Origin of the sequence: Sphingomonas sp. Leaf343 (assembly GCF_001423765.1) — a bacterium.
Taxonomy (GTDB): domain Bacteria; phylum Pseudomonadota; class Alphaproteobacteria; order Sphingomonadales; family Sphingomonadaceae; genus Sphingomonas.
In genome coordinates, this window is the sequence record NZ_LMPG01000003.1 from 14,794 (window position 1) to 27,226 (window position 12,433).

The 12,433-nt window shown below is 64.0% G+C and carries 12 protein-coding genes; 5 read left to right on the plus strand and 7 right to left on the minus strand.

The window, feature by feature from the left end:
• Nucleotides 1-482: 482 nt before the first annotated feature.
• The 5 genes from ASG07_RS04810 to ASG07_RS04830 form a co-directional block, all read right to left on the minus strand.
• The gene (locus ASG07_RS04810) at nt 483-1,358 is read right to left on the minus strand and encodes a replication initiation protein (protein WP_031392895.1); all 876 of its coding nucleotides are present in this window, start codon (nt 1,356-1,358) and stop codon (nt 483-485) included.
• A 702-nt stretch (nt 1,359-2,060) separates the two neighbouring features.
• Complete coding sequence (locus ASG07_RS04815) at nt 2,061-3,611, minus strand: type IV secretory system conjugative DNA transfer family protein (protein WP_201780962.1); 1,551 nt, start codon at nt 3,609-3,611, stop codon at nt 2,061-2,063.
• On the minus strand, nt 3,611-3,892 hold the full coding sequence (locus ASG07_RS04820) for a hypothetical protein (protein ID WP_055843152.1): 282 nt from the start codon (nt 3,890-3,892) through the stop codon (nt 3,611-3,613). The genes ASG07_RS04815 and ASG07_RS04820 overlap by 1 nt, the downstream gene beginning before the upstream one ends.
• Nucleotides 3,889-4,113 carry a conjugal transfer protein TraD gene (locus ASG07_RS04825; protein WP_031393026.1) on the minus strand — a complete coding sequence of 75 codons (225 nt, stop codon included), beginning with the start codon at nt 4,111-4,113 and terminating at the stop codon, nt 3,889-3,891. Before ASG07_RS04825 ends, ASG07_RS04820 begins: the two co-directional genes overlap by 4 nt.
• A 13-nt stretch (nt 4,114-4,126) precedes the next feature.
• A complete protein-coding gene (locus ASG07_RS04830; protein ID WP_031393025.1) occupies nt 4,127-4,456 on the minus strand; it encodes a conjugal transfer protein TraD in 330 nt (109 codons plus the stop codon).
• Between the two features lie 174 nt (nt 4,457-4,630).
• On the opposite strand from ASG07_RS04830, the gene traA reads away from it, so the two are divergent.
• Nucleotides 4,631-7,603 (plus strand): Ti-type conjugative transfer relaxase TraA, encoded by a 2,973-nt coding sequence (gene traA / locus ASG07_RS04835; RefSeq protein WP_055843154.1) that lies wholly within the window; start codon nt 4,631-4,633, stop codon nt 7,601-7,603.
• 61 nt (nt 7,604-7,664) lie between these two features.
• Nucleotides 7,665-8,393, plus strand: a complete 729-nt coding sequence (locus ASG07_RS04840) for a DUF6118 family protein (RefSeq protein WP_192143182.1) — start codon at nt 7,665-7,667, stop codon at nt 8,391-8,393.
• A gap of 49 nt (nt 8,394-8,442) precedes the next feature.
• Here ASG07_RS04840 and ASG07_RS16820 read toward each other — a convergent pair whose 3' ends face one another.
• Nucleotides 8,443-8,880 (minus strand): MerR family transcriptional regulator, encoded by a 438-nt coding sequence (locus ASG07_RS16820; RefSeq protein ID WP_056677700.1) that lies wholly within the window; start codon nt 8,878-8,880, stop codon nt 8,443-8,445.
• Between the two features lie 36 nt (nt 8,881-8,916).
• Here ASG07_RS16820 and ASG07_RS04845 point away from each other — a divergent pair, with 36 nt between their 5' ends.
• A complete protein-coding gene (locus ASG07_RS04845; protein WP_055843156.1) occupies nt 8,917-9,579 on the plus strand; it encodes a cation transporter in 663 nt (220 codons plus the stop codon).
• Nucleotides 9,580-9,658: 79 nt separating this feature from the next.
• Here ASG07_RS04845 and ASG07_RS17460 read toward each other — a convergent pair whose 3' ends face one another.
• Nucleotides 9,659-9,805, minus strand: coding sequence for a hypothetical protein (locus ASG07_RS17460; RefSeq protein ID WP_156349056.1), 147 nt, complete (start codon nt 9,803-9,805; stop codon nt 9,659-9,661).
• A 194-nt stretch (nt 9,806-9,999) separates the two neighbouring features.
• Here ASG07_RS17460 and ASG07_RS04850 point away from each other — a divergent pair, with 194 nt between their 5' ends.
• Both ASG07_RS04850 and ASG07_RS04855 read left to right on the plus strand, forming a co-directional pair.
• A complete protein-coding gene (locus ASG07_RS04850) occupies nt 10,000-11,265 on the plus strand; it encodes a TolC family protein (RefSeq protein ID WP_055843158.1) in 1,266 nt (421 codons plus the stop codon).
• Nucleotides 11,262-12,431 (plus strand): efflux RND transporter periplasmic adaptor subunit, encoded by a 1,170-nt coding sequence (locus tag ASG07_RS04855; protein WP_031393019.1) that lies wholly within the window; start codon nt 11,262-11,264, stop codon nt 12,429-12,431. Before ASG07_RS04850 ends, ASG07_RS04855 begins: the two co-directional genes overlap by 4 nt.
• The last annotated feature ends 2 nt before the right edge of the window (nt 12,432-12,433 follow it).

Here is a 12,433-nt window from a genome sequence, read left to right on the forward strand (position 1 = left end):
GATAGCCTATCCCTTTCTAGACGGCGGTGGAGCGATCACCATGCCGTCGCGCGAAAGGCGCCGAGCGCCAGACAGCCTTTCCCGTAGATCGTCGCGATGTGACTGGACTTGCTACGACGGCTTTGTCCCAAAAGTCGTCGCTAGGTACTAGGGATGACGGAAAACCCTGTCGCCATCGCAGATGCGCGACAAACGGGTGATTTGCGCCGCCTGAACCCGGATGAGGGCGCTTAACGTATATCTGGGTCCGTTCTATGTACCGACCCCGAAGAGGGGGCGATCCGAATGATCCGTCCCGAGTGGAACATGCAAGGGCTGGGTGAATGCCCGGCATCTGTAACGGGCACCCCGGAATCCGCCAGCCCACTTGTTGGCATGTGAACATGATAGCACGAGAACACGAGAACACGATGGAACGTGAACACGTGTCTGGCATGTAGAGGTTGGTAGCAAAGCCTATCGGTGAGTTTTGGGGTAGCGGCTCACCTTTGGGCCGACGCGCTGAAATCTACCAGCACGGGCAGTTCGGGAATTCCGCCGCGCAGCTTTGCCCGTCGTACAATGCTGTGCTGGTCGATCAGGTTCTGTGCGTCGCGCTTGCCGCTGGACGTTTTTGGGAACCAGTGGAGTGCCACCCGTTCGACCTTGCGCCCGTTCTTGATCGGCGTGAAATCGACATAGAAGGGGCAAAGCTTGTTAATTTCCTCGACAGCCACCTTCAGACAATATTTGTTCATATCAGCGAAGCGTTCGAGTTTACCTTCAGGCACGTTAAGCAGGCCGCGCAGCTCTTCGATCGTAAACTCCTCTTTCTGTTTGTATTCGAGACCAATGCGCCGCTCGATCATTTCATAGAGACAAAGTGCGTATTTTGACTCGAAGCAATACATTACCTGCGTCTTGAGACGGGCATAAACCTGACTGTTCCGCAGTATCTCGATTAGCTCTTCTGGGATACGATAGTGAAGGAAGCCGTCTTTTTCGAGGCTTTCATCACTTGGGCCGAGCAGCTGGACACGGCGCTTGTAGCTCTTGCCATCCTTGCGGATCGTGACGATCGCGATGGTGCCCATGAGGCGCAGCAGTGAACTCTCTATGCGCTCGTTGCCTTGGTGCGTCCCTTTCAGTCCGGATTTCGCAATGCGATGGATGATCGGCTCGCCAATGCGTTCCCAGGCATTGGCGATCAGCAGGTTGTAGATACGGCGATCCGCGAGGGTGAGGGGGCTTAGCTCTACAATATCGACCAACTCGCCGGGCTTGACGATTTCACCGTAGTTGGCGGGATCAAAAGGATTTCCACGTCCCTTCTGGGCCAGCGTGCGGAATGTCATATCGACCACGGCAGGTTGCGACATAGGCTTGACCAACGGTGAGCTAGAGGAACTTACCAACTCACCCTAATCACGAAAAGTGAGCTAGGCAAATGTTTCAGCTCCCCCGTGGAGCAGAGAGGCGGATACCCCAAAACTCACCGATCCTTTTAACCCAACCATTGGGGTACCCCAACACTCACTGGACCCTGCCCGAACACTCACTTTTACCGACCCCAAAGCTCACCGCATGCTACCCCGAAACTCACGCGAATCGACCCCAACGCTCACTATTGGAGGCATTTTTCGGCAGAAATACGGACCTTTCAGGGCTCTGAATCTTGAATCAGAAGAATTAGAGAATCTGAACGGCGAAAGGTGAGCTTTGGGGTGGCGAGCCTGTGGATAACCACCGTCAGAATAGGCAAATGGAATCGGCCTAATGGCCGATGCACTATTCGTCTGGTGCCAGCTGCGCTGTCACCAGAGCGGCGCAAACGCCGCGTGCTTAGCGGAAAAAGAAGAAAGGCAAGCTGGCGACCAGATACTACGCCAGAGCCGACCAAGAGCGCCATGAGGGCAGGGAAGAGGGCTTTGCCACGATCCGCACCCTTGCAGCACCGAACCTCGCTGTTGGTGCTTAAATCAGCTCCTTCGCGATCGGTTTCGTAGATCGTCAATCCGATCACCAGCTCCGTCACCTTCGGAAGGTGAGGCGCTACCCCAAAACTCACCTTTCGCACATCGTCACGCAGGATCGAACAGGCCAGTGAACTCGCGTTGATCGTAGTAGCGGATTTTCTCGACCGCGAGCGGGTTTTCGCCCTGGCGGAGCAGCAGAAGCTGATCGGGCCGCATTCGCATGATTTCGTCCGGTGTGGCGAGCCGGCGAGCGGAGACGTGCCCGCTGACACTCTCCGAGGGACCAGCGCGGTTTTCGCCCCAGCCGGTGCCGCGCGACGTGCTGACGGTATCATATTCGATCGTGGTGTCGCCGATCGTGCGCGAGAGCATGTCGGCGGTGGCATGATCGTTGACCCCGAACGTCTGGATCACGCCGGCGTTGGACATGAAGGTGCCGGCGCGCTCGCCATAGGTGGCCTTAAGCTGGTGCATGTCCTGGAGGATCGGCCAGAGCTGGAGGCCATAGCCCGCCATCAGGCCCATCGCGCGTTCAACCGGTTCGAGACGGCCGAGCGCGGCGAACTCGTCCAGCAGGAACAGCACGGGCCGGGCAGGACGGGCGGTGGACCGCGCCATGTCGGTGACGGCCTGGCTCACCAGCAGCCGCAGCCAGCGCGCATAGGTGTCGAGCCGATCGGGCGGCAGGCACAGGAACACGGTGGCGGTCGTGTCCTTCAGCCCCGCGAAGGTGAAATCCGACGCGGCGGTGCTGGCGACGATGCGAGGGCTGTCGAGAAAGTGGGTATGGCGCTGTGCCGAGGACAGCACGCCAGCGGCTTCGCGATCGGACTTGCCGAGCTGGCGGTTGGCCGCGCGCGCTATCAGGCCACCGGCCCCGGCGCTGTCCTGCATATCGGCCAGCAACGCGGCGAAGCCAGCAGGGGCGAGCGTCAGCTTGTCGCGTATCGTTGCCAGCACGCGGCGATCGGCGGGTTCGTGGACGACGGTGTGCAGAATCAGCCCGGCGATCAGCGCCTTGGCTTCCTCGTTCCAGTGCGCTTCGCCCGATTGTCCCGGCGCGTCATGCACCAGCGCGTCGGCGAGGGTGTTGGCATCTTCCGCGAGATCGAGGCTGGCGGGATCGAGCCGGTCGAGCGGATTGTAGCGGGCAGGCGGCTGACCCGACACGCCGAACGGATCGAGGCACCAGACCTTGCCCTTGGCGGCACGCGCACGGGCGGTGACGCGAGCGTTCTCGCCCTTGGGGTCGATGCAGATCACCGAGCGATCGAGCAGCAGCAGGTTGGGGATAATCGTACCGACACCCTTACCTGAGCGGGTGGGTGCCATCGTCAGCAAATGCGCCGCGCCGTCGTAGTGCAGCAGCTTCCCCGACCTCGCCGAGCGGCCGATCAGAAGATCCCCGTTCGCTTCCAGCTTCCGCACGTCAGCACGGTCGCCAAAACGGGCGGAGCCGAGCAGATCATTGCGCTGGTTGGCGGCACGCCGGTTGAAGCGCCACGCCAGGAACAGGATCGCGCCGGCCAGCAGGAACGGAATGTCGGTCGCTATCTCGCCATAACCGAAGATGCTCTTGAGCCAGGCATTGCTCGCCATCAGCACCACAAAGGCGACGAAGACGGCGAGAAGCGGGCTGATCCGTCGCCTGGGCATCAGTGCGCCGCCATCGGCGTGATCGGCAGAGACCGATCGGCGTCGGGATGATCGAGCAGCCGAAGCAGGATTTGCGAGACGAGGGGAGGGGGTACACCCTCATCCAGCATCATTGTGAAAAACGCATCGTCGTTAGGCGTCGGGATCATGTCCTCGATGACCAGGTTGGCGCGCGAGTCCGCCATGTCCTCATGCCACATCGCGATTTCCGCCGGCGTGCCGCGCACGAAATTCATCGCGCGGACTTGGGCACGGATCGTCTCGATATCGAAATCGCTCATTGCGCTTCGCTCCCTTCCGCTTCCGCGTCGAACGCCCGCTTGCCGCGCCGCTTCCATAGCGCCAGCACGTCGCCAGCATCGTCGCCGCGACCACGCCCGGCGAGATCGAGCAGCGCGCCGTAGAGCGTGGCGCGATCGTCGTCGGTCAGCTCGACCAGCCCGGCTTTCTGGACCAGCCCGCCCAGTTCAATCAGATGGCGTGTTCGTTCGCGACGTTGCACGACCCAGCCCCTGCTATCCGTTCGCCGTTCCGCCGCTTCCGCCCGCAGCGTCGCCGCCTGGTTCAGTCGCAGTGCCCGATCCGTCGATTGCAGCAGCGCCGCCACCTTTGCGCCCACGTCGTTGAAAGAAGGCCGCGCCCTTCGCGCGCCATGCCTCCTTCGCGCCCGCATCCTTTGATCCGATCGCATCGAGCAGCACCCCGGCGAGGGTTTCCGGATCAAGCGCATCGGCCCCGGTCGCAACGACGAGCTGGCCAAGCTGTTCGACCCGCTTTGCCTTGAGCGCGCGGGCCTTGTCACCCAGTGCCTTCAGCTCGGCATCGTAATCGCGAACCTTCCGCATCGCCTTTACCCTTCCGCGTATCGCTCATCAACATCTTAGCGCGCCGAGCATATGGGTAAAGCCAGAACGAGCAGAACGCAGCACCAAGTCAATCAGGAGGAGCGAAGCGGAGGATGAGTGCGCGCTTATACGTCGTTGCCGACGTGCGCTCAGAAGTGCAATAAGCAGGGCGTCATGGCGATCTACCATTTCTCCGCCAAGGTTGTGAGCCGCGCGAACGGATCGAGCGCCGTCGCGAGCGCCGCCTATCGCTCCGCATCCGAGCTGCACGACGATCGGTTGAACCGGAATCACGACTTCAGCAACAAGGCAGGCGTGATCCACTCCGAAGTGATGTTGCCACAGGGCGCACCGGAGCGTTTAAACGACCGCACGACCTTGTGGAACGAGGTGGAGGCAGGCGAGAAACGCAAGGACGCGCAGCTTGCCCGTGAGGTGGAGTTCTCGATTCCGCGTGAGATGAACGAGAAGCAGGGCGTCCAGCTCGCACGCGATTTCGTGAAGAAGCAGTTTGTCGATCGCGGGATGGTCGCTGATCTGAACGTGCATTGGGACAAGGCGAAGGACGGCACGCCCAAGCCGCACGCGCATGTCATGCTTGCGATGCGCGACGTGGGGCTGGAGGGGTTCGGGAAGAAGAACCGCGACTGGAACTCGACCGAGCTTTTGAAGGACTGGCGCGAGGCGTGGAGCGCCCACGTTAATGAGCGCATGGCCGAGCTTGGGCTTGAGGGTCGCATCGACCACCGCAGTTACGAGGCGCAGGGGATCGGGCTGGAGCCGCAGCACAAGATCGGCCCGGCCGCATCGCGTCGTCCGGAGCAGGGGCTTGAGGCGGAGCGGATCGAGGATCACACGCGCATCGCTCGTGAGAACGGCGAGAAGATCATCGCCGATCCCAATGTCGCGCTGGACGCCCTCACGCGGCAGCAGGCCACGTTCACCGTCCGTGACCTTGCGACGTTCGCGTTCCGGCACAGCGACGGCAAGGAGCAGTTCGACCAGGTGATGGGGGCGGTGCGCGCCAGCCCTGAGCTGGTCGCATTGGGGAAGGATGGACGCGACCAGGAGCGGTTCACGTCGCGCGACATGATTGCGGTGGAGAACCGGCTTGAGCGTGCCGGCGACGATCTGGCGGGCCGGGGCGAGCATGGCGTCGCCGATCGGCATCGTGACGTCGCGATCGGCGCGGCCGAGGGGCGTGGCCTTGTCCTGTCGGGCGAGCAGCGCGACGCCTTCGATCATGTGACCGGCGACGCGGGGCTGGCGTCCGTCGTCGGCTATGCCGGCAGCGGCAAGTCGGCGATGCTTGGCGTGGCGCGCGAGGCATGGGAGGGGCAGGGTTACACGGTTCGCGGCGCGGCGTTGTCGGGCATTGCGGCCGAGAACCTTGAGGGCGGATCGGGCATCCAGTCCCGCACCATCGCTAGCCTGGAACACGCATGGGGGCAGGGCCGCGAGCAGCTAGGCCCCAAGGACGTGCTGGTAGTGGACGAGGCTGGCATGATCGGCTCGCGCCAGATGGAGCGGGTGCTGTCCCAGGCACGCGATGCTGGGGCCAAGGTCGTGATGGTCGGCGATCCTGAGCAGTTGCAGGCGATCGAGGCGGGCGCGGCGTTCCGCAGCGTCACCGAGCGGCACGGCGCGGCCGAGATCACCGAGATACGCCGGCAGCGCGAGGACTGGCAGCGCGACGCCACACGTGCGCTGGCGACCGGGCGCACCGGCGAGGCGATCCACGCCTATGACGGCAAGGGCACGGTCCACGCGGCCGACACGCGCGAGGCGGCGCGGGGCGCGCTGGTCGATGGTTGGGATCGCGCGCGCCAGACCGAGCCGGGCAAGAGCCGCATCATCCTCACCCACACCAACGCCGAGGTGCAGAGCCTCAATGGCGAGGCGCGCGACCGGTTGCGCGCGAGCGGCGACCTTGGCGATGACGTGACGGTGAAGGCCGAGCGCGGCGAGCGGCAGTTCGCGACCGGCGACCGCATCATGTTCCTTCGCAACGAGCGCGGCATGGGGGTCAAGAACGGCACGCTGGCGACGATCGAGCGGGTATCGCCCGAGGGCATGGCGGTGCGCCTCGATGACGGGCGCGGGGTCGCGTTCGACACCAAGGATTATGCCCATGTCGATCACGGCTATGCGGCGACGTTCCACAAATCCCAAGGCGTGACGGTCGATCGCGCCCATGTCCTCGCCACTCCGGGCATGGACCGCCACAGCGCCTATGTCGGCATGTCGCGGCACCGCGACGACGTGCAGCTTCACTATGGCCGCGACGACTTCACCGACCAGCGCCAGCTTGTTCGCGCTCTGTCGCGCGAACGCGGCAAGGACATGGCGGGCGATTACGCTAAGCCCGAGCAGGATCAGGCGCGGGCGTTCGCCGATCGGCGCGAGATCCGGTTCCCGGAACTCGCACGCCAGATGGTCGAGAAGGTGCGCGACAAGGCCAAGGGCATGTTTGCCGGTTTCCGGCCAAAGCTGGCTGTCGCGAAAGAGGGGGCGATTAACACTGCCCGCGATCACGGGCAGGGGGGTCCGATTAACACCGCCCGTGATCGCAGCCAGGGGGGTCCGATTAACACCACCTTGGACGTCTCTCAGGCCAAGGCGATCGAACGCTATGCACGTGCCGCGGGCGATATCGGCCGGATGCGCAACAAGGGTCTGCCCGTGCTGCCGCATCAGGAGAGCGCTTTGCAGAAGGCTGGCGAGAGGCTGGACGCGACCCGTCCCCATGCCGCGCGCGACCTTGCATCGGCGCTTGCGCGTGATCCGAAGCTTATCGAGCAGGTGTCGGGCGGCAATACAGTTGGCGCGGCACGCGCGATGGCCGACGAGAAGCGTGTGCGGCTAGACCCGGACGCGCGTGCCGAGCGGTTCGTGGAAGGCTGGCAGAAAATGCAGCAGGCGCGGGCAGGCATGGAGCGGGCCGGCGACAGTGCCGGTGCCGAGCGGTTGCGCGAGCGGATGGAGAAGGCGGCGGGCGGGCTGCACCGTGACCCGCAGCTCGAATCCGCACTGCGTCGCCATGCACCCGACCTGGCGCTGAAGCAGGAAAGCGAGCGGTCGATCGGCGATGCGCTGTCGTCGTCGCTCGATCGTGGGCGCGACCGGGATCGGGGGATGAGCCGGTGACGGTTCGTGCTTTCGGGTACGATCCGGTTTGTGGTTTCATGCAGTAAAGGGGAAGAAGTGCATGAGTGACGATCACGAACCGGACGCCGCAGCGGAGGCGTTTGAAGGTGTCCGCGGTGAGCTTGCGCTGTTGCGCCGCGCCGTCGAGCGGCTGTCCGCGGAGCGCGCCGAGGTGCCGGAGATACCCGATTACAGCGAGACGCTGGGGAAAATGGCGAAGGCGCTCAACGCGACCATGCAAAATGTCGGCGTGCTGGCGAAAACGGCCGAGGACAATGTCGCGCCGCGCTATGTCGCCGACCGGATCGTCGCGGCTGGCGGCCATGCCCGCGACGAGGATCGGCGCATGATCGCGACCGCCGGTGAGAAGATGGACAAGGCGACGACCGCTTTGCACGGTATCGGCGGTTCTGCCCGCCGTGCGGACGAGCAGCGCCGTACCTTGTGGCAGGTCGGTGCGGGAGCGTGCCTGGGCGGGGCGCTGCTATGGACGATCGTGCCGGGGATCATCGCGCGCGAGCTCCCGGGGAAGTGGCAGGTGCCCGAGTGGATGGCAGCGCGCACGCTTGACCTACCGAAATGGGAAGCCGGGCAGCGCCTCATGCGAGCTGCTGGGCCGGATGCTTTCGCCAACATCGCGGCAGCCGATCGGATCATCACCGCAAATCGCAAGGCTGTGCAAGCCTGCTACAAGATAGCTGTGAGGACTAAGAAGACGGTGCGCTGTACCATCGAGATCAGTCGGGATGACGTGGCGGCAAGAAGTGCGATCGTCAGCTCCACGGATTGAAGTGCCCAAGCGGTGCAAGCCGATCATTCCACCGGACAGCAGCGATGCGCTATGCGGAAGGGGCAAGTGCTTCGATGATCCGGCAGTCGGCGACGGTGTTGCGGCTACAGGAATCTATTAGCGCGTCGAGTTCACCAGCAAGCGCGGTGAGGTCTGCAATTTTGCGTCTAATCGCGTCGCGGTGTTGGTTGGCAACGACATCGACGGCGATGCAGGACTGATCGCGCCGATCGGCAAGCCCCATAAGCTCGCGCACCTGATCGATTGAAAAGCCAAGATCACGCGCGCGACGGATGAAGGACAGGCGGCGTAGATGCGCGCCCTCATAGGTCCGATAGTTCCCCGCCGATCGCTCAGGAGCCGGCAGCAAGCCAATCTGCTCATAGTAGCGGATCGTCTCGACTTTCGTGCCGGTCGCACCAGCCAGTTTTCCGATCGTCAGTTTCTCAGACACAGCGCTTGACCCTCTAGCGACTAGAGGGTGCATATAGGCTGTCAGATCGATTCTATCGAGGTGGCGAATATGGCCTGCACAAGCTGCGCGTCCGACAAGGCGGACACTCTCAACGACCCTAAGTGGCGGCGCGCGCTATGGATTGCGCTCGCCATCAATGGCGGCATGTTCGTTATCGAGATCGTTGCCGGCATCACGGGTGGATCGAAGGCGCTGCAAGCCGACGCGCTCGACTTTTTTGGGGATACTGCGAACTACGCAATCAGCCTTGGCGTTGCCGGAATGGCGATAGCCTGGCGCGCACGCGCTGCGATGTTGAAGGGGGCGACGCTTGCTTTGCTAGGCGTCTATGTCTTGTTCGCGGCGGGATGGGGGGCGCTCCACGAAGCAACGCCCCATGCCGAAATTATGGGCGTGGTCGGCATCGCCGCGTTGATCGCGAACCTTGTAGTCGCGGTCATGCTGTACCGCTTTCGAAGCGGTGATGCGAACATGCGGTCAGTGTGGATTTGCTCGCGTAACGACGCGATTGGCAACATCGCCGTCGTACTGGCCGCAGGCGGAGTGTTCGGCCTCAACAGCGCGTGGCCTGATCTCGCCGTCGCCACCTTGATGGCTGTGTTGGGAATATCGGGCGGTGTTCAGATCATGCGGCAGGCACGCGCCGAAATGCGTAGCGAGCCCTCACCCGCCCCCGCTACTTACCAGCAGTCGTTACATGGCAGTCGGTAAGCTGCTAAGGCGCGGGCCGATGCACCGCCTCTCCGCCCTGTTCCTCAGTTTCATGCTCGTGCTTATGCTCGGGCTTGGATCAGTCGCGCATGCGACCGAAGGCGTGACGTGCGTTGATACCACAGCGGTCAGCTCCCTCGATCATTGCGACGGCGATGCCGACCAAGTGCCGGCAGACGCCGACAAGGCTTATCCTCACCATCATGGTGGTTGCCACGGCCATCATGTCGGCGTGCCGATCGCGTCCGATTCAACCGGACCAGCCAGCAGCGTTCGTATGACTGCATCGATGTGGCGCAATGCGCCCAAGGCCCCGGTAGCGTCGGACCCAGCCCTACGTCCTCCCCAAGCCTGACCAACGCCTAATTCCGCCGGGAAAGCCCGTGCGGATGCCCAAGGTTCGTCAGGAGTCCGTTACCCATGCACCGTTTTATTGCGGCCTTATTGGCCGTGGCGTCGTGCGCGTCGATCGCACAGGCGCAGTCAGCCGATCCAACATCGACCAGTCCCCCGCTCACCCTTGAGCAGGCGCTTTCGCTTGCCGGAGCCAGCGCCCCCAGCCTTGAGGCTGCCACGGCTGGCGTCCGGGCAGCACAAGCAGGCCGCACGGTTGCCGGCTACCGCCCGAACCCGTCGATCGTCGCCGAGACCGAGAACATTGCCGGCAGCGGCCAATATCGCGGTCTTCGAAGCGCCGAGACAACGGCAGGTCTGGCACTACCGATCGAGTTGGGTGGCAAACGATCGGCACGGATCGCTGTCGCAGATGCGATTGGTAATCGAGCGAGGATAGGCACGGCGTTGGCCGAGGCTGATCTACGGCTTGCCATCACGCAGCTCTACATCGAGGCGACCGCAGCGGAACGCCGACTGGTGACCGCGCGCGAGCAGGCCGGTATCGCCCGCGAAGCATCGCGCGCAGCCGGCGTCCGCGTTCAAGCGGGGCGAGCATCACCGCTCGAACAACAGCGCGCCGATGTATTGCGGATCAACGTGGAGACGGCTGTGGAGCGCGCAGAGCGGCTTGCCGAGGTCGCGCGGAGCAATCTTGCCCGACGGATCGGCCAACCCCTCACGGGACCGTTGGACTTGGTGTGGTTCGGCCGTGTCGAGGGCTTTGGTCCAGCGCGGCCGATCGAGACCGCCGGGACGCTGGCATTGGCGGCGACACGCGCGGACGTGACAACGGCAGAGGCACAGGTGCGGCTTGCTAGGTCGCAGCGCATTCCCGACGTGACACTCAGCGCCAGCGCACGACGGCTTGAGGCTACGAACGACGTGGCAGCGGTGTTCGGGCTGTCGATCCCGTTCCCACTGTTCAACAACGGCAAGGCGGCAGTGGCGCAGGCGCGGGCGCAGACTGATCAGGCGCAGGCGCTACGTCGCGCGGCCGAGCTGGATACCGCGCAGGATATCGCAAGCGCACAGGCGAACGTCGCGAATGCCGCGACGACCGCTCGCAACGCCAGCGGGCCGGCATTGGCGTCGGCAAGCGAAGCCGCTCGGATCGCCCGGATCGGCTACCGGGAGGGCAAGTTCGGTCAGCTCGATTTGCTCGATGCCGAACGTACCCTGTCCGAAACACGAACCGCCGCGATCGATGCGCTCGCCACCTATCACGACGCCAAGGCACGCCTCGAACGGCTCGTTGCCGCAGCGCCCTCGCCCGAGGAAACCAATCAATGACGAAGACCATCATGCGGGCGCTCGCGCCTGTGACCCTGGCTATCCTCCTTGCCGGATGCGGCGGGGGTGGCAGCAGCGAGGCCGGTGAGAAAGCCGGAGCCGAGAAGGCGGAAGGTGCCGAGGCCGGCGAAGCCAAGAAGGGCCCAAAGGATATTGTTACCCTGTCCGCCCAGCAGATCGCGGATGCCGGGATAGAGGTTACGCGTCCTACCGTGGGCGGCGTGGCCGGAGCGATCGAGCTGTCGGCAACGATCGAGGGCGATCCTCAAGGTGTGCAGGTTGTGTCCACCTCCGTAGGCGGTCGGCTCGTTTCCCTCACCCGCAATCTCGGGCAGTCAGTCAGCCGGGGCGACCCACTGGCTATCATCGAAAGCCGGGAAGCGGCATCACTGAAAGCGGAGGTAGAGGCCGCGCGCGCGCGTTCCGCGCTCGCCCAATCCAACCTTCGCCGCGAACAGCGGCTGTTCGCCGAACGCGTTTCGCCAGAGCAGGATCTGGTCGCGGCGCGGACGGCCGCGACAGAAGCCAGCATTGCCCTTCGCCTGGCACAGCAGCAGTTGTCGGCGACGGGTAGCGGGGGCGGTGCGCTTAACCGCATCGCGGTTCGCTCGCCGATCGCCGGCCAGGTCATCGCGCGATCGGCCACCCTCGGGCAGGCAGTCGCGGCCGATGCAGAGCTGTTCCGTGTCGCCAATCTGTCGAAGGTCACTGTCACCACCTCCCTCGTCCCCACCGATGCCGGTCGGGTGAAACCCGGCGTGCGTGTCGAAGTGACGGCACCGGGGCGGCGTCAGGAGGGGCGCGTCACGTTCGTGTCCCCCATTCTGGATGAGACGACCCGATTGGTGCCGGTGATCGCCACCCTCGACAACGCCGGCAGCACATGGCGCGTCGGCGAGACGGTCAACGTATCGATCCTCGTTCCTGCGACCGGGGACCGCACCGTCGCCGTGCCATCGGCCGCAGTGCAGATGATCGAGGACAAGTCGTTCGTGTTCGTCCGCACCGCGACAGGTTTCCGGGCAATCCCGGTGACGCTTGGCCGCACCAATGGCGGGCAGGTCACTGTAACGGCAGGCCTTACCGGCTCGGAGCGCATCGCTTCCACCAACAGCTTCACGCTCAAGGCCGAACTCGGCAAGGGCGCGGGCGGGGATGAGGACTGAGC

Excerpts from the sequence above, each read along its gene's own strand:
- ASG07_RS17460 (WP_156349056.1), bottom strand. The coding sequence starts at position 9,805 with ATGATGGCCGTGGCAACCACCATGATGGTGAGGATAAGCCTTGTCGGC.
- ASG07_RS04815 (WP_201780962.1), bottom strand. The coding sequence starts at position 3,611 with ATGCCCAGGCGACGGATCAGCCCGCTTCTCGCCGTCTTCGTCGCCTTT.
- ASG07_RS04810 (WP_031392895.1), bottom strand. The coding sequence starts at position 1,358 with ATGTCGCAACCTGCCGTGGTCGATATGACATTCCGCACGCTGGCCCAG.
- ASG07_RS04855 (WP_031393019.1), top strand. The coding sequence starts at position 11,262 with ATGACGAAGACCATCATGCGGGCGCTCGCGCCTGTGACCCTGGCTATC.
- ASG07_RS16820 (WP_056677700.1), bottom strand. The coding sequence starts at position 8,880 with ATGCACCCTCTAGTCGCTAGAGGGTCAAGCGCTGTGTCTGAGAAACTG.
- ASG07_RS04845 (WP_055843156.1), top strand. The coding sequence starts at position 8,917 with ATGGCCTGCACAAGCTGCGCGTCCGACAAGGCGGACACTCTCAACGAC.
- ASG07_RS04850 (WP_055843158.1), top strand. The coding sequence starts at position 10,000 with ATGCACCGTTTTATTGCGGCCTTATTGGCCGTGGCGTCGTGCGCGTCG.
- ASG07_RS04820 (WP_055843152.1), bottom strand. The coding sequence starts at position 3,892 with ATGAGCGATTTCGATATCGAGACGATCCGTGCCCAAGTCCGCGCGATG.
- ASG07_RS04830 (WP_031393025.1), bottom strand. The coding sequence starts at position 4,456 with ATGCGGAAGGTTCGCGATTACGATGCCGAGCTGAAGGCACTGGGTGAC.
- ASG07_RS04840 (WP_192143182.1), top strand. The coding sequence starts at position 7,665 with ATGAGTGACGATCACGAACCGGACGCCGCAGCGGAGGCGTTTGAAGGT.
- traA (WP_055843154.1), top strand. The coding sequence starts at position 4,631 with ATGGCGATCTACCATTTCTCCGCCAAGGTTGTGAGCCGCGCGAACGGA.